The organism is Desulfomicrobium baculatum DSM 4028 (assembly GCF_000023225.1).
GTDB lineage: Bacteria > Desulfobacterota > Desulfovibrionia > Desulfovibrionales > Desulfomicrobiaceae > Desulfomicrobium > Desulfomicrobium baculatum.
This window is the reverse complement of the sequence record NC_013173.1, coordinates 2,179,838-2,195,074: the sequence shown is the minus strand read 5'-3', so window position 1 is coordinate 2,195,074 and position 15,237 is coordinate 2,179,838. Positions and strand designations below refer to the sequence as shown.

The following is a 15,237-nucleotide window of genomic DNA, read 5'->3' as shown; positions in this document are numbered from 1 at the left end:
ATTGGAAGATTGGGTTTGTCGTTAGCGACCGTTGACGCCGGGAGTCTGAAACGTTGCAACTGTGCATGAAGCGAAGGCGAATCTGTCCATAATAACAAATAGTTGTGGATTCATGGATTTTTCGTGTCAGATTCAAATTTTATTCGATAAAATAGGAGACGTCATGGAAGATTTTCTGCGCAGCATGACCATGAAAGATATCGGCACAAGCCTCATTTCGGCTGATCAGTTTGTGACCCTGTTCAACGGAGGGGAAACCGTTCTTCTGGATATCCGCTTTCCTTTTGAGACACGCTTGTGGGGCATGTCGTTCGCCGTTGCGATACCCCTGAATGAACTTCCCGACCGCTTGGCGGAATTGCCCAGGGACAAAACGATTGTCTGTGCCTGTCCGCTTGATATCCGGTCCAATATCGCTTGCCAGTTTCTTCTCCAGCAGGGATTCACGGCCAAGATTCTTGTTGGCGGACTGCTCGCGCTGGCAGACAGATTGCGGGGCGGCGCGGCCAATGATCTCAAGCTTGATCGTGCATGATCCTCTACATCGCCAGTTTTTTCGCCACGCTGTTCTTCTCGGCTCTTTTCGCGACAGGCGGAATGGGGTCCTCTGTCGTGCTCATTCCGATTCTGGGATTCCTCGGTGTTGATTTTAATCTGGCCAAGGCCGTCGGCTTGTTCATCAACACCACGACGACCTCGACCGCCAGTTTCTTGAATTGGCGGCGACAACTGCTCGATTTCTCCACCATCACGCCATTTCTCATCGCGTCGGTATGCTGCGCTCCGATCGGAACCTACTGCGCCAGCATCTGGAATGTGGAGTACATCAAGCTGGCTTTCGTGATCTTTTTGTTTTTTTCTTCGGCAAAGATCTTTTTCAAAGGTCGCACACCGCACGAGGAAACAGTGAAGTGCAAATGGGCCATTTTCTCGCTTGGTCTCGGTGTCGGCTTTCTGGCCGGTCTTCTGGGCATCGGCGGCGGCGCGCTCATTGTTCCGGTTCTGTTCGCCATGGGGTTTTCACCCATGCAAATTGCCATCAACGCCAGCTTCATGATCCCTTTTTCGACGCTGTCCGCTTTTCTGAGTTACGCCGGATTCATCACGATCGACTGGACGCTCATTGGCGTGACGACTATTGCAAGTATGTTGGGCGGATTTGTTGGCAACCGGATCATGCACGCGAAACTCAAGAACACCGATATCAAAAATGTGCTGTGCCTTGTTTTATGTTTGGTCGGCTTCAAAATGCTTTACGACATTCTGGCGGTATAACATGACGTTAGGAAAAGAAGTGCTCGCGACGTATGACTCCATGCTCACCGGGGATATTCTTTTCGAGCGCAGCATCACTCCCATGGTGATCGTGGACAGTCAACGCATCATGGTCAAGGCGAACATTCGTTTTTGCGATTTGTTCGAGTATTCGCGGGAAGAGATCCTCGGCCAGTCCACAGCCATGTTGACTCCATCCCTGGAACATTTTGAGAGCTACAAGCAATGCTTCGAGCGAACACGCGACGGATCCTTGCAAAGCCGCGACCTGCTTTACAGGAAAAAGGACGGCGCGCTTTTCTGGGTTAAGCTGACGGGCGTGCCCATCGCGACTGACGTTCAGCAATTTGTGCTGTGGTCATTCGACGATATAACGGAAGAAGTTAATGCCCGTGAAGAGATCAGGAACCGTTATCGGGAACTTGAGATCATCTTCGAGAAGGTTCGTGCGGGGCTTCTGTTTGTGGTCGACGGGGTGATCAATCGAGTCAACCAGTCTTTTCTGAGAATGCTCAACGAAAAGCAGGAAAACGTTGTGGGTCGCAACGTGACGATCTTTTTGGACTGTTTTGAGAAATGCAAGACGGAGGGAACAAAAAAGCTCGTTCGTTTTCGCAATCGCGATGGTCACGTGACAATCGTCGAAAGGGAGATTGTCCCCGTCACCGAGAACAGCCACATCATTGTCTTCATCGACATCACCGCACATGTGCAGGAGAAGGAGGTGTTGACGAAGAAATCTCAAATCGATGGTCTGACCGGAATTTTCAATCGCAACACTTTTGTCCAATTCGCTCAAGAGATGCTCCTCAGCCCTGCGCACGAGTTTGCGTCCTTCATGCTTTTCGACATAGATCATTTCAAGGAGATCAATGACACCTATGGCCATGACATTGGTGATGAGGTGCTGATTGAGCTTGTGCGTCTGATCCAGCAGCTGCTCCGGCGGGAGGAGATTTTTGGCCGCTTCGGAGGCGAGGAGTTTGGCATTCTTTTCCCCGTTGCCCAGGATCAGGCCAAGGTCATAGCGCAGCGGCTGTTGGAGGCCATCCGCCAGCACAGGTTTACCCGCGGGAATCTCGCCGTGACCGTCAGCATGGGGCTGGTGGACAATTCGTTTTCCAATGTTTTCGACACGATGTATAAGGAGGCTGACCGCCTGCTGTATATCGCCAAGAACAGCGGTCGCGATCGTCTGGAATGTTGTGCGCTCCGCTAGCATCAATTTTCTTCGCGCCAAAGTCTAAGGCGCGGCTTGCATGCGGATAACACCAAGGATGTTTATGGACGTCACGTTTTTCGTAAGCGTTCATCGGTCTGCATCTATCCAGAAATTTGTAATTTTGAGATAATGAGCCTCCAATTCAAGGAGGCACAGATTGCGGTCGTTTTTCAAATAAATCAAAATTTAGGATTAAATACATGTTTTTTTGGAACGCCGACCCCATCGCCGTGTCCCTCGGCCCCCTGTCCATCCACTGGTACGGACTGTTTTTCGCCGCCGCCTTCATTGCCGGATTGCAGATCATGGGCCGCATGTTCGTGCGGGAAGGGCGGGATAAGAATGACCTGGACTCCCTGCTTGGATTCGTGGTCATCGGCGCTCTAGTCGGGGCCAGGCTTGGACACTGTCTGCTCTATGATCCTGCCTATTATTTGGCCAATCCTCTTGATATCTTGAAGATTTGGGAGGGAGGGCTGGCCAGCCACGGCGGGGTGGCCGGGATTCTTGTCGCGGTCTGGGCCTTTGCTCGGACCAGAAGCTATCCTTTTTTGTGGCTGCTGGACCGCATTGCTGTGCCCGCCGTCCTGGGCGGAGCGTTCATCCGCATCGGCAATTTCATGAACTCCGAAATCGTGGGCATGCCGACCATCGTGCCCTGGGCCGTGATTTTCGCGCGGGTGGACGATCTTCCGCGTCATCCCGTGCAGCTTTATGAGGCTGCGGCCTATCTTATGATCTTCGCGGTTCTTTTTTCGGCCTGGCGTGCGGAGGGCGTGCGCAGCCGCCAAGGCCTGCTCGCCGGAAGCTTTTTGGTGCTGGTGTTTGCCGCCCGTCTTGTGCTTGAATTCTACAAGATGCCTCAGGCCGCCTATGAAGCTGGTTTTTTCCTGACCGTCGGACAGTGGCTGAGCGTTCCGTGCATTCTGGCCGGGCTGTGGCTTGTGGCCAGGGCCGGGCGGGGCGTGGGTCGGGCCGAAACAAAACGACTCGGATAGTCTGCGTTTCAGCCTCGCCGTCGTTTGAGGGCGGGTTCAGTGGCTCGGTGCTTCCGCTCTAATCGTCCCCTGTCGTTTCGCATGTTCCCTGGCGCATGCAGAACGTGCCAAGCAGACCTTCATCAAAGGCATTGCCGCGCAGGGCGGATTTCAAGGCCTCGATTTCTTCGGGCAGATAGCGTCCGTACATCTTGACCGGTATTTCCGGAATGCGGACCGTGGGCGATGCGGCCAGGGTGAGCATGTACTCGATCAGATATCCCGCGTTTTGCCCGAGAGGGCCGCAGTACGCCTGCCTTTGCCGCAGTCGCAGGATGCGCAGTTCGTGGATTGAGCGGCCGAATTCCGCTTCCATCAGTTCCTCCGGGGTGGTCAGGATAAGTTCGATCCTGACCGAACCCGCCCCTTCCATCACGTAGTTCCCGATATTAAGCTGGACATCGTCCGGGTCCAGTCCGCGCTGACCGGCCATGCTCCAGTCCATGTCGCGCAGGCGCGCGGCCAACGTGTCCGCAGGCGGAAGCTCGAGGTCCAGCAGCAGGTTTACGGCGTTGTAGTTGCCGCTGTGTTCCTGGATTTCCGCCACGTTCACCCCCGGTTCGCCGCCCAATATGGACGGGAGACGGTCGAGGGTTTCCTGCGGGGCGATGATTTTGAAGCCGAGGATGTCGTTTATGGTCAGGGCTTCGGCCCCGATGTGGATGGTTTTGTCCTTGAAGCTGTGGGCCACGGCTTCCTCGGCCTGCACGAAATCGTCCTGCATCGCCTCGTCCGAACTGACAAACGCGTCCAGCGGCACTCCGGCCTGCGCGGCCCGCTGCTGGGCAAAACTTCTCGCCTTGGCCTGGATTTCCTTGAAGAGCGCCTCCACCAGACGAAAGGACACTTTTTCCGCGACGCGGGCCATCCGTTTGACGCGTCCCAGGGCCATCAGCCGGGTCGCGTCATCGGTGATGACCAGGGCGTCCACGGGCAGGAAAGGAAAAAAATATGTGGGGTTGTCGCGGAAATTCTGCGTCAGCTCATCCACTCGTGACGTGTGCACTCCAAGGTGCGCGAGGATGTTCTCGCGCAGCTCATGCTTGAAGCGGACCCGCCGCGCGTTGAGCGGGGCGTCCCGGAATTTGCCGAGCAGGCGCAGGACGCGTTCGATGATCAGGGCGGAGATGGCGCTTTCATAGACGAATATCCGGGTCAGGGTTTCCCCGTCTTCAGGGTGGAAGTCGTCGTTCATCCAGCGCATGGTCAGATCAAAGAGTTCGTCCCGATGGGTCATGGCGGTCAGGTACATGGGCGCTCCGAATTTTTTCGGGAATTGTGGCGTGCGGGGCTCGTGATGCAAGGCATCTACCGCAACGCGTAAAATCTGTCGAACCGCTTTCCTCCGTACGGGGCATTCTTTTTTTGGTGACAGTGTTTCAAGTGGTTTGCGACGCAGAGTGTACGGTGATGTGCAGCTATGGTCACATGGTTGTGCACATGATGTGCAAATTTCATGTTTTTTCTGAGCGTTTGATTGTGGATTTGCGGACGTGACGGTGCCTCTGGCTGGTCCGAAGCTTGCTTGTGGCTCCGGTGCGGTCCGGGTAGTCCGGGCCGTGCTGCCCGGATCCGGGCGACAATTTCAGATTCAGACAAGGAGGATGTATGGCGAAATCATCGCCCAAACAGCAGGCCGGCAAAAAGAACAATGCCCTGGTTTACGGGATTGTGATCCTGATGGCGGGGGCGCTCATCGGCGTCGCCTTCAGCACGGCCTTTCATTCCACCAAAGGACAGAGTGAAGCCCCGGCCCAGTCCCAGGGCAATGACATGCTCGCCCAGATCAAGGTCTATTCCGATCGCGTCCTCTTGAACCCGCAGGACGTGAACGCCTGGATCACCCTGGGCAATCTCTACTTCGACACGAGCCAGCCCGCCAAATCCATCGAGGCCTACAGCCGGTCCCTGGAACTCAGTCCGGGCAATCCCAACGTGCTGACCGATATGGGCGTCATGCACCGCTCTTTGGGTGAATTTCAGAAGGCCCTGGATGCCTTTGCCAAGGCCATCGCCGCGGATCCCCGGCACGAAACTGCGCGCATGAACACCGGTATCGTGCTGCTCTACGACCTTGGCGACAGGGAAGGAGCCATCGCGGCCTGGCAGGATCTGGTGCGCATAAATCCGCAGGCGGTGAACGCCAACGGCACGCCCATCGCTGAGGTCCTGCGCGAGATGACCGGAAAGGCACCGGGCGCGAGCGGCGGGGAACAGAAGCTCCTTGCGCCACTCAGCAACCCCGCCAACTGACCCGCGACGTGAATCCATGAACCACCGCGGACACAGAACCATGTTGCAAAGTCGCCTGCTTGGGGTCGCCTTGGTGCCGCTGCTTGCGTTCATGCTCATGTCTGTTTCCGTATCCACTGTGATTTTTCTGCACGGGCTGGAAAAGGCCTGTTGCAGCGAGGAATGTCCCCCCGAATCCGCTGCCGCGACGAGTGAGTGCGCAGATTCGGTTTGCGGGATGATTACCGGCTTTCTTTCCTTTCTCCCCGAACAGGGCTTCCCCGTGACCGTCAGCCGCACCGCGAGCCGCTTCGAGTGGCAACTCGCCCTGGCTGCGCCGGACCCGTTCCTGCGCGCCGCCGAATTCCCTCCTGAGTTCATCTGATCCGCTAGCCCCCTTTTTTCGAGGCCGCCGATGCGCGCTGTGGCGCGTTCCGGCGATCGTTTTTCCTTTTCTCTTCAGGAGTGAATTCATGCGCATTGTCACGTTTTGCGGGATTTTGCTTGTCGTCATGGCCCTGTTCGTCACGGGTTGTGAAAAAAACAATCCGCCTCTGGGGGTCGGCCAGTTGGTGTCCGATCCCGGCGCCTTCAGCGGATCCATGGATGTCATCGGGATCGCCTATGCCTATTCCAGCTCGGATCCAAACGTCATGGGCATCATGGATTTGGGCGAATTGAAGTGTGCAAGCCCGGGCTGCACCAAGGTGCTCCTTCCGGTCAGGCTCGGCGACACGCGGCCCGCCATTGGCGATGAAGTCAGGGTCACAGGAGTTATGGTCAAGGACGCGTCGGGCTACCTGTTCAAGGCGGAAGCGTTGCAGATCCTGGCGCGGCACAATCTGGAGGCCTTCAAATGACCCCGGCCAAACTCGTTTTCAAGAACATCGTCCGCCGCCGGGGGCGGTTTGTCTTCACCCTGCTGGGCATAGTCATCGGCATGGCCTCTTTTGTGACCTTCGTGGCGCTTGGCGGAAGCCTCACGGCGCAGATCAAGAAGGAATCCGCCGCTCTGGGCGCGAACCTGGTCGTCACCCCCAAGGGCAGCTGCGCCTTTGAGCAGGTCTCGATCCTGACCGGCGAACAGTTGCCGACCACCATCACCGCAGAAGAAGTCGCGGCCATCCGCGCAATCCCCGGCATGACGGCCATTCCGTTTCTGGCCGAGCGTTCGGCCATCCAGAACCGTCCGGTGTCCGTGCTGGGCGTTCCGACCGAGGAGTCCCTGCCGTTCAAGGGGTGGCGAGTCTCTGCCGGACGCTACTTTAGCGCCCCTGACGAACACGGCGCGTTGCTCGGCTCGGTCGTGGCCGGGCAGTTCGCCCTGCAGCCGGGCGGGGAAGTGACGATCCGGGGGACGCGCCTGCCGGTGCTCGGGGTACTGGAAGAGACAGGCGGCAAGGACGATCTGACCGTGTTCCTGTCCCTGCCGGTGGCCCAGAGGTTGTACGATCAGCAGGACCGCGTTTCGTACGTGGCGGTGCGGGTGGATGACTTGGAAGAGGTCGACGCCTATGCCCTGAAAATCAAGGATGTGGTGAGTCTGGGCGTGGTCTCGGACAAGCAGATGCTGGCCTCGGTCCTGTCCATCGTGGGCACGGTCAGCGTGACCCTGCAGCTCATCGCGGCTGTGGCAGTGTTGGCGGCGGCTTTTGGGATCGTCAACACCATGATGACCGCAACCTATGAGCGCAAGCGCGAGATCGGCATCCTGCAGGCCATGGGCGCGACCAGGGGAACGATCTTTCGCCTCTTCCTGCTCGAATCCGGGATCTACGGGCTGCTGGGCGGCATCGGCGGGGCCGCGCTGGGCCTGGTGGCGTCCATGCTCGCGACTCCCCTCATCAGCCAGAACGCGGCATCGTCTTTCGTCAAGGGCGCGCAAGGCGGTATCGACCCGCTCATGCTGGCCGGGGCGGTGCTTTTTTCGACGCTCATCGCCATGCTCTCCGGGCTCTATCCTGCCTGGCGCGCGTCCAGACTTTCACCCGTGGAGGCCATCAGTTATGAATGATTCCATCATAAGAACCCAGGGTCTGACCAAGACCTATGGCCAGGGCGCAAGCCTGACCCAGGCCCTGCGCGGCGTGGACCTTGAAATCGAGCGGGGCGGGCTGACCTGCATCGTCGGCCCCTCCGGGCACGGCAAGTCGACCCTCATGCATCTGCTCGGGGGGCTGGACCGGCCAAGCAGCGGCCGGGTCCAGCTTGACGGACAGAACATGTTCGATCTTCGCGACAGTGAGCTGGCCGCTTTGCGCTCGCGCAAGATCGGGTTCGTGTTCCAGTTCTTCAATCTTCTGCAGAGCCTCACGGCCCGTGAGAATGTGGAAATGGCCCTGATGCTGGCCGCTGCGTCCGAAACCCGGCAAAAAGAACGGGCCGAGGAGCTGCTGGAACTGGTCGGACTCTCGGACAAGATAAATGCCAAGCCGGGGCAGCTCTCCGGCGGGCAGCAGCAGCGGGTGGCCATTGCCCGGGCCCTGGCCAATGACCCTCCGGTGCTGCTCATGGACGAACCCACGGGGAACCTGGACTCGGCGGCGGAGGCGGAGGTGCTGAACGTGCTTGAGGATCTCGTCCGCCAGGGCAAGACCATCATCCTGGTCACGCACAGCGCCGAAATCGCCGCCCGGGCCGACACCCTTGTGCGGGTGCGGGATGGCGTGATCTGTCATGACTGAATCGGGATGACCAACGGGGGCGCAAACCGCCCCCGGTTTTTGGGACTACGGGCGGCATTATGTGAGAGTTTTGCGGGCGGTCTGCCTGAAACACGGCTCGTTTTGCTCAGGCGGGCTTGCCAGCATGGGGCCGCCCGGGCAGAATGGAACAAAATTCCAAGAAGGACATATGGTTTTCATCTCTCGCATTCTTGTTTTCGTGTGCATGGCCGCCCTTGGCGTCATGATCTCCGCTCCGTCCGAAGCTTTTGGCTCGGAAATCAGGCGCCGGATTTATCTCCAGGCCGAGGAGGCGCTGGGCAAGGGGCAGCGTCAGGACTACCTGGCCAGGCGTGCCGAGCTCGGCGACTACGTGCTTCTGCCCTATCTGACGCAGCAGGATCTGGAAAAACGCATGGGGCTCGGCATCTCCGGGGAAGTCCGTTCCTTTCTGCGCGAGCACGACGGCACCCCGCCCGCCGAGGCGCTGCGCAGGTCTTGGCTTGCCCTGCTTGCCAAAAATGCTCAGTGGAGCCGGTTTGTGGAAGACTATCGCCCGCAAAACGACGAAAATCTGCAATGCTTTTACGGCCAGGCCCTGCTGGCCACGGGCAGGCGGTCCGAGGCCATGGACCAGGCCGCGTCACTGTGGCTTTCGGGTTCCTCGCGCCCGAAATCCTGCGACCCCCTGTTCAACGCCTGGATCAAGGAAGGCGGATTGACCAGAGCCTTGACCTGGCAGCGCATTGAGCTGGCCATGCAGCGGGGTCAGGCCAATCTGGCCCGCCATCTGTGGCGTCATCTGGCCCCGGCCGATGCGCAGTGGCTCGATTACTGGCTACGGGTGGACCAGAACCCCGCCCTGATTCTGGAGCGTGACTGGACCACGGTGACCCACGACCGGATGGACGCCATACTCGCCCACGGCATGCGTAAGATGACGCGGGCCGATGCGTCCCGTGCCGCTAAGGAATGGGATGTTTTGCGGCGACGCAATGGCCTGGACCGTGCGCGCTTTGCAGCCATTGAAAACGATGCGGCTTTGTACATGTGCTTGCGCTTTGAACCAGGCGCCGTGGCGCGGGTAGAGTCCATCCCGCAAGACCTTCGCAGCGACTCCGTGCGCGAGTGGGCCGTGCGCGCGGCTCTGCGCGAGCAGGACTGGGGGGCGGCGCTCCACATGCTGGATGGGCTCAGCGTCACCCAGAAGGAGGAACCGCGCTGGCGCTATTGGCAGGGCCGCGCCCTGCAGGAGAATGGCCGGGACAGGGAAGCGCTGGTAGTGTTTGAAACGCTGGCCGAGAGGCAGGATTACTTCTCCATGCTGGCGCTGGGGCATCTGGGCAGGCCCATGGTGGTGCCGCACATCCCGCTGGCCGTTACGGACGATGCTGTGCGCCGCGTCGGGAAGCTGCCCGCCCTGCAGCGCGCCGCCGAGCTTTACGCCCTGGAGCGCTACGGCCCGGCCCGCCGGGAGTGGCAGCAGGCGCAGCCCAGGTTCGATGCCGAGGAACTGGCAGCGGCAGCCGCCTGGGCGCATGGGCTTGGCTGGCATGACCGGGCCATCGTCGCCACTGCCGCGGCCGGTCACATGACAGACCTGGAACTGCGTTTTCCCGTGCCGCACAGTGAGATCGTTTTTGCCGAGGCCAGTGCCACCGGCCTCAGCCCGGCCCTGGTCTACGGTCTGACGCGCCAGGAGAGCCTGTTCATGTCCGATGTGGGATCTTCTGCCGGGGCCCTGGGATTGATGCAGATCATGCCGCAGACAGGCAAGCGCATTGCGGGTTGGCACGGCGAAAAATTGTCCCACCCCATATTGCTGCTGCAGCCCGAGCGGAACATCCGTTACGGAACCTCCTATCTGCGCAGGCAGTTCGACGACCTGCAAAATCACCCCTTCCTGGCCACTGCCGCCTACAATGCCGGGCAGAGCCGGGTCAAAGGCTGGCTCCCGTCAAGCCTCATGCCTGCCGACGTCTGGGTGGAAACCATTCCGTTCAACGAAACCAGGAATTATGTGGAAAAGGTGGCGGCCTACACGGCCATCTACGAAACCCGCCTGGGCAAAGCCTCCGAGATTCCGGGAGCGAGGCTGCCTCTGGTGCGTCCTCGCGGCTGAGCGCTGATTTTAAACATCTCAAAGTTGGCGTTACCCAAAAGCAGAGGTTTACTTGGGTGCACTTTCATGAGGAAGAGGGGGGGATCCGGTGGGCGGAGGTGGCTTCCAATGCCTTGATCAGTTGCGTCAGCATCTGGTTGACCGGAGTGGGGACACCGTTCTCGGCGCCTTTGCGGACGACGGCGCCATTGATGACATCGATTTCGGAAGGCCTGCCTTTCAGGATGTCCTGCAGCATGGAAGACTGATTGCTGCTGGTCACCTCGCAAATCTGCCTGACCCCATTGAGCGGAGCCTCATCGGGTAGCCTGACGCCCATGGCTGTGGCCACGGTTACGGCCTCGGCCACAGCCTGGGCCATGATGATCTCGCATTCGGAGATTTGGGCCAGCGTGCCGTTCGGGACCCGCAGCAATGCGGTCAAGGCGTTGATCCCCACGTTGATGATGAGTTTTGACCAGAGCAGGGCCTCGCCATCTTTGGTGACACTGGTCGGGATGCCTGCCTGGTTGAACACGGCTACGACGGCGTCGATCTTTTTGGCCTGCCCGGGGCCTGCGGCCAGCACGGTCGGACCGCTGCCGGCATGACGGACCTGTCCGGGGCCGAGCAGGGTGGCCGCTTGAGCGGTGATGCCGGCGGCGGCGCGGGCGGTGCCCACTGCGGCCTGAATGAGTTCGAGGTTGCCGAGCCCGTTTTGCAGGGTCAGCACCAGGCCGTCCTTTGCCAACAGCTGACTGGCAATGCTCGCGGCCTGGCTTGTCGAGCGGGCCTTGGTGCAGATTATGATCAGGTCGGCGCAGCGGCCGTATTGCCGTGGATCGGTCAACGCATTGGCCGCAGAGCGGCGGACCCGGCCATCCATGCCGGTGAGGCTGAGCCCGGCCAGATTGATGGCCTCGGCGTGTTCGGCATTGGTGGTGAAGAGGCGTGTCGGAACCACGGGAGCAAGCAGGGTGGCGAACAGGCCACCCATCGCCCCGGCACCGATGATCAATGTCTCCATTGTTTCTCCTTGTTGCGGGCATGGGCGCCGGATGGCACCGTGCGGACAGTCGCGGAAGAATTTGGCAAAATTATTTATCCTTGGTAAAAAGGTCAATCCTAACCATTGCTCACACATAATCCGTAATTTTGCGAGGAGACGATTCTCATGCCGGAAAAAAAAGATGTCTATGTGCAGAAACTCAAGGCCAAAATTGATGAATGGAATGCCGAAATCGACATATTGACCGCAAAGGCGAATCAGTCTCAGGCGGATTTGAAGCTTCGCTACCTTGAGCACGTCGAGGAGTTGAGGGAAAAACGTAATGAGGTTGAGGCAAAATTGAAAGTAGTGCAGGAGGCCAGCGGGTCCGCCTGGGATGAAATCAAAGAAGGGCTCGAAGAGTCATTCCACGTCTGGAAGGACAGCTTTTCCAAGGCAAAGGCCGCGTTTGAGCAGGGATTCAAGGACGGTAAAAAAGACAAGGATTGAAGCTGATGGGTGATTGACGTTGCCACGCCAGGGGGCGCCGTACTCTCCAGGAAGCAGAGGCGAGCAGGCATGCCCGGCTCCCCTCGGGCGCTATGCCCTTGATTACGTCTTGGGGCTGACAAAGCGTGTATCGGAGCGGACCTGGCCTGCCTTGTTCTGATGCGCTTCGGCCCAGCCGGAGATGGCTTCGGGGAAGGCGTCGAAGGTTTTGAAGTAGGGTTTGATGTCCAGGAGCGGAGTGCCATCCAGAACATCCACATCCAGGATGTGCAGGGTATTGCCTTCGATGCGCTCCAGTCTCACGATGGACAGGCCGATCTGGTTGGGGCGCCTGGGAGCGCGGGTGGAAAAGAGCCCGCGCTCGGCCGGTTCCATGAATGGGACGACGGTTAAATCGAACCCCGTGCTCATGTGGAAGTGGTAGAGCAGATAGATGTGGGAAAATCCTTCAAGATCCTTGAGGCCGGGGGCCAGGGCTTCCTCTATCACGATCCGGCCGGCCACATCGCGCGCGCCGCACGGTTGGATGGGCATGTTGGCCCTGTCGGTGTAGGGTGAATTGATGACGCCGATGGGACGGATGCGGATATCATCCATGGAATGCTCCGGATTTTGGGTGGTGATTTGCCTCGAAGAGGAAATTCATCGGCAAAGCACGGGGAAAAGTCCATCCTTGGAGAATGGCATTGCGGGATTTTCTCAACGATCTCTGTGTTCCATATTCTTCAGTTGATCGAAACAGACATTTATCGGTCGACTGGGTTTTCCAAATGCTTTGGCCAGTCCTGCCAGCATTGCGAGTGCTACTATGATCAGGGCGATTGTGATAATGAGAGTCGTTTTCATATAAAAATGGTAGCATGTGAAATATGGAACAATCAAGAGAAATACGTACGTAAATTTCGACAAATGGCGTTGATGCTTTTTGGGGATATTTACGTCCCCTTGCCTGGACGCTTGCCGTCGGGCTTTTCATGAACCCGGGGTCATGAGTCGCACAGCCTTCCGGTTTGCGGTGCTCTCATATGATTTCCGTCACAGGTTTCTGGTCGTCGGGACCCACGGGCATTTGCATGGTCGTGGGTCCCGACGTGTTTTTGGCGTGTCTTCTTCCGGAATTATTGAGGATTTGCGCAGGAACATGGTTTACCTGCCCTGACTTGATGTTGCCGGGGGAGCGATTTTGGTGGTGGAGTCGCCTTCTCCCAGAGGGATCTGGATGGTTTGCGTGGCCGGGGTGATCTTTTCTATGATTCGCGCGTGGTAGTCCTCTTCCTGCAACCCCTTGTACAAGCTGTAGCACATGATCAGCAATACAAGGGTAAACGGCAACCCCGTGGCGATGGATGCACTTTGCAGCGCCACCAATCCGCCTCCCATGAGCAGAGCAGCGGCGCAAACGCCTTCCATGACGGCCCAGAAAATGCGCTGCGGGATTGGAGAGTCAAGTTTTCCGCCTGAGGTGAGATGGTCCACTACTAATGATCCGGAATCGGATGAGGTTACAAAAAAGACGATCACAAGAGTTATGCCGATAAATGATGTGATCTGCGACAACGGAAAATTTTCAAGCATCACAAAGAGTGCTGTTGAAACATCCTTACTGACCGCACTCGCGATGTCGACCTTGCCGGCAATCTGCAACCACAGGGCTGATCCGCCGAAAGAAGACATCCACAGGAATGAAAGTATCGTCGGGAATATCATCACCCCGAGAATGAACTCCCGTACAGTCCTTCCTTTTGAGATTCTGGCTATGAACATGCCCACAAAGGGTGACCACGAGATCCACCAGCCCCAATAAAATATGGTCCAGGGATTTTGCCAGTTGCTTCCTTCCGCGCCGTAATAGGTTTCCACCCAGAAGCTGAGTTGTGGCAGGTTCTGGATGTAAAAGCCGATATTCTGCGTAAAAGCCTTGAGAATATAGACCGTCGGACCCACCGCGCACAAAAAGATCATGAAGGCACCAGCCAGATACATGTTGCCGATACTCAGCAGTTTGACTCCTTTATCCAGACCGGCAGTCACTGAAAGGACAGCCAGGAACGTGATCGCTGCGATCAGGATCACGGCGAATTCCACTGTGTTGGGCGAGCCAAACAGATACGTCAGTCCCGTCGCGACCTGCTTTACGCCCAGGCCAAGAGACGTGGCGAGACCGAAAAGCGTGGCCAGCACGGAGAGAATGTCGATGATATTGCCCCAGAATCCATATATTTTTTCACCCAGAAGTGGGTAAAAGATGGAACGGATGGTGAGGGGGAGTCCCCGGTTGTAGGCGAAAAAAGCCAGCGAGAGTCCGACCAGCGCATAGATGCCCCAGGGATGAATTCCCCAATGGTAATACGTGAGCCCCAGCGCAACCTGCGCTGACTGCGGGGTGCTGGCGGGAACATCGAACATTGGGGAGGGCGACATGTAATGAAAGATGGGTTCGCCTACGCTCCAGAACATGAGGCCAATACCCATGCCGGCGCTGATGAGCATGGAATACCAGCTGAATGTCGAGAATTCCGGCAAGGCGTCCGGGCCGCCTATTCGTATTTTTCCGTAGTCGCTGGATGCGATCAGGATCATGGTGATGACAAAGAAGTTGGCCGAAAGAATGTAAAACCAGCCAAAGGTATTGCCGATTCCATCCAGTACGCTTTGAAAAAAGACTGCCGACTGCTCTTTGAACATTATCGTCACGATGATGAATGTCAAAAGCAGAGTTCCCGCGCCGAAAAAGACGTAGGGGTGAACATCGAATCCGTATCCGACCCAGTTGTTTTCTCCGGGTTTGTGACCGAGGGAGTCGTCGTAATAGGCTTTTGTCGGGATGATCTGAAGACCGCGAAAAACCCGTCGTTCGTGGATGGCTTTCTGCTTTTGCGTTTCGTAGTGCTCGCGCGCCATTTCAATGGCTTTGCGCTCATAGGTTGGCTCGCGTCTCTTTTTTTTTATTTTTTTACCTTTGTCCACGGCTGCCTCCACGGTTTGCTTCTTGACGGGCGCACGTACGGATCAGAGTCTAACTCTTAGCTGTTTTGCGCGGAAGCATCCAGAAAAAAAGCATTTCAGCGAACTTGCTCCTCCTCGGAAAATTGCATTTTGTGTTGATTTTTTTTTGATTATCTCGGCAGGTTTCGTATCACGTGAATCTTTTCAAAATTATTTCGTTTTTGCGATGAATTCTGTAAGTGCATTACATAAAGAAAGGAGTC

Annotated in this window: 15 protein-coding genes; 11 read left to right on the top strand and 4 right to left on the bottom strand. The window is 57.6% G+C overall.

Annotation, left to right across the window (positions count from 1 at the left end; all coding sequences use genetic code 11):
* The first annotated feature begins 163 nt into the window (after positions 1-163).
* The 4 genes from DBAC_RS09530 to lgt all read left to right on the top strand — a co-directional run bounded on the left by DBAC_RS09530 (position 164) and on the right by lgt (position 3,495).
* Positions 164-535 (top strand): rhodanese-like domain-containing protein, encoded by a 372-nt coding sequence (locus tag DBAC_RS09530; protein WP_015774084.1) that lies wholly within the window; start codon positions 164-166, stop codon positions 533-535.
* Positions 532-1,275, top strand: coding sequence for a sulfite exporter TauE/SafE family protein (locus DBAC_RS09525; RefSeq protein ID WP_015774083.1), 744 nt, complete (start codon positions 532-534; stop codon positions 1,273-1,275). Before DBAC_RS09530 ends, DBAC_RS09525 begins: the two co-directional genes overlap by 4 nt.
* Before the next feature lie 40 nt (positions 1,276-1,315).
* Positions 1,316-2,494 (top strand): sensor domain-containing diguanylate cyclase, encoded by a 1,179-nt coding sequence (locus DBAC_RS09520; protein WP_167320931.1) that lies wholly within the window; start codon positions 1,316-1,318, stop codon positions 2,492-2,494.
* A 203-nt stretch (positions 2,495-2,697) separates the two neighbouring features.
* On the top strand, positions 2,698-3,495 hold the full coding sequence (gene lgt / locus DBAC_RS09515) for a prolipoprotein diacylglyceryl transferase (protein WP_015774081.1): 798 nt from the start codon (positions 2,698-2,700) through the stop codon (positions 3,493-3,495).
* Between the two features lie 58 nt (positions 3,496-3,553).
* On the opposite strand, the gene DBAC_RS09510 is transcribed toward lgt, so the two are convergent.
* Positions 3,554-4,786, bottom strand: a complete 1,233-nt coding sequence (locus DBAC_RS09510) for a hypothetical protein (RefSeq protein WP_015774080.1) — start codon at positions 4,784-4,786, stop codon at positions 3,554-3,556.
* 356 nt (positions 4,787-5,142) lie between these two features.
* Here DBAC_RS09510 and DBAC_RS09505 point away from each other — a divergent pair, with 356 nt between their 5' ends.
* The 6 genes from DBAC_RS09505 (at position 5,143) to DBAC_RS09480 (ending at position 10,551) form a co-directional block, all read left to right on the top strand.
* The gene (locus tag DBAC_RS09505; RefSeq protein ID WP_015774079.1) at positions 5,143-5,787 is read left to right on the top strand and encodes a tetratricopeptide repeat protein; all 645 of its coding nucleotides are present in this window, start codon (positions 5,143-5,145) and stop codon (positions 5,785-5,787) included.
* Positions 5,788-5,827: 40 nt separating this feature from the next.
* The gene (locus DBAC_RS09500) at positions 5,828-6,151 is read left to right on the top strand and encodes a hypothetical protein (protein WP_015774078.1); all 324 of its coding nucleotides are present in this window, start codon (positions 5,828-5,830) and stop codon (positions 6,149-6,151) included.
* A gap of 88 nt (positions 6,152-6,239) precedes the next feature.
* On the top strand, positions 6,240-6,626 hold the full coding sequence (locus DBAC_RS09495) for a hypothetical protein (RefSeq protein ID WP_015774077.1): 387 nt from the start codon (positions 6,240-6,242) through the stop codon (positions 6,624-6,626).
* Entirely contained in the window at positions 6,623-7,780 is a 1,158-nt protein-coding gene (locus DBAC_RS09490) for an ABC transporter permease (RefSeq protein ID WP_015774076.1), read from the top strand. The genes DBAC_RS09495 and DBAC_RS09490 overlap by 4 nt, the downstream gene beginning before the upstream one ends.
* Positions 7,773-8,450, top strand: coding sequence for an ABC transporter ATP-binding protein (locus DBAC_RS09485; protein WP_015774075.1), 678 nt, complete (start codon positions 7,773-7,775; stop codon positions 8,448-8,450). Before DBAC_RS09490 ends, DBAC_RS09485 begins: the two co-directional genes overlap by 8 nt.
* A 169-nt stretch (positions 8,451-8,619) precedes the next feature.
* Complete coding sequence (locus DBAC_RS09480) at positions 8,620-10,551, top strand: transglycosylase SLT domain-containing protein (RefSeq protein ID WP_015774074.1); 1,932 nt, start codon at positions 8,620-8,622, stop codon at positions 10,549-10,551.
* 64 nt (positions 10,552-10,615) lie between these two features.
* Here the strand turns inward: DBAC_RS09480 and DBAC_RS09475 are convergent, their stop codons facing one another.
* Positions 10,616-11,557, bottom strand: a complete 942-nt coding sequence (locus tag DBAC_RS09475; RefSeq protein ID WP_015774073.1) for a ketopantoate reductase family protein — start codon at positions 11,555-11,557, stop codon at positions 10,616-10,618.
* A gap of 147 nt (positions 11,558-11,704) precedes the next feature.
* Here DBAC_RS09475 and DBAC_RS09470 point away from each other — a divergent pair, with 147 nt between their 5' ends.
* Positions 11,705-12,028 (top strand): sll1863 family stress response protein, encoded by a 324-nt coding sequence (locus tag DBAC_RS09470; protein ID WP_015774072.1) that lies wholly within the window; start codon positions 11,705-11,707, stop codon positions 12,026-12,028.
* 102 nt (positions 12,029-12,130) lie between these two features.
* On the opposite strand, the gene tsaA is transcribed toward DBAC_RS09470, so the two are convergent.
* Together tsaA and DBAC_RS09460 are read right to left on the bottom strand one after the other, a co-directional pair.
* Positions 12,131-12,625 carry a tRNA (N6-threonylcarbamoyladenosine(37)-N6)-methyltransferase TrmO gene (gene tsaA, locus DBAC_RS09465; RefSeq protein ID WP_015774071.1) on the bottom strand — a complete coding sequence of 165 codons (495 nt, stop codon included), beginning with the start codon at positions 12,623-12,625 and terminating at the stop codon, positions 12,131-12,133.
* Positions 12,626-13,174: 549 nt separating this feature from the next.
* Entirely contained in the window at positions 13,175-14,995 is a 1,821-nt protein-coding gene (locus DBAC_RS09460; RefSeq protein ID WP_015774070.1) for a BCCT family transporter, read from the bottom strand.
* Positions 14,996-15,237 lie beyond the last annotated feature (242 nt).

What these genes read in the sequence shown, in the direction of transcription:
- DBAC_RS09510 (WP_015774080.1), bottom strand. Translation starts at nt 4,786, where the DNA reads ATGTACCTGACCGCCATGACCCATCGGGACGAACTCTTTGATCTGACC.
- DBAC_RS09500 (WP_015774078.1), top strand. Translation starts at nt 5,828, where the DNA reads ATGTTGCAAAGTCGCCTGCTTGGGGTCGCCTTGGTGCCGCTGCTTGCG.
- DBAC_RS09480 (WP_015774074.1), top strand. Translation starts at nt 8,620, where the DNA reads ATGGTTTTCATCTCTCGCATTCTTGTTTTCGTGTGCATGGCCGCCCTT.
- tsaA (WP_015774071.1), bottom strand. Translation starts at nt 12,625, where the DNA reads ATGGATGATATCCGCATCCGTCCCATCGGCGTCATCAATTCACCCTAC.
- DBAC_RS09485 (WP_015774075.1), top strand. Translation starts at nt 7,773, where the DNA reads ATGAATGATTCCATCATAAGAACCCAGGGTCTGACCAAGACCTATGGC.
- lgt (WP_015774081.1), top strand. Translation starts at nt 2,698, where the DNA reads ATGTTTTTTTGGAACGCCGACCCCATCGCCGTGTCCCTCGGCCCCCTG.
- DBAC_RS09525 (WP_015774083.1), top strand. Translation starts at nt 532, where the DNA reads ATGATCCTCTACATCGCCAGTTTTTTCGCCACGCTGTTCTTCTCGGCT.
- DBAC_RS09490 (WP_015774076.1), top strand. Translation starts at nt 6,623, where the DNA reads ATGACCCCGGCCAAACTCGTTTTCAAGAACATCGTCCGCCGCCGGGGG.
- DBAC_RS09520 (WP_167320931.1), top strand. Translation starts at nt 1,316, where the DNA reads ATGCTCACCGGGGATATTCTTTTCGAGCGCAGCATCACTCCCATGGTG.
- DBAC_RS09530 (WP_015774084.1), top strand. Translation starts at nt 164, where the DNA reads ATGGAAGATTTTCTGCGCAGCATGACCATGAAAGATATCGGCACAAGC.
- DBAC_RS09470 (WP_015774072.1), top strand. Translation starts at nt 11,705, where the DNA reads ATGCCGGAAAAAAAAGATGTCTATGTGCAGAAACTCAAGGCCAAAATT.
- DBAC_RS09475 (WP_015774073.1), bottom strand. Translation starts at nt 11,557, where the DNA reads ATGGAGACATTGATCATCGGTGCCGGGGCGATGGGTGGCCTGTTCGCC.
- DBAC_RS09495 (WP_015774077.1), top strand. Translation starts at nt 6,240, where the DNA reads ATGCGCATTGTCACGTTTTGCGGGATTTTGCTTGTCGTCATGGCCCTG.
- DBAC_RS09505 (WP_015774079.1), top strand. Translation starts at nt 5,143, where the DNA reads ATGGCGAAATCATCGCCCAAACAGCAGGCCGGCAAAAAGAACAATGCC.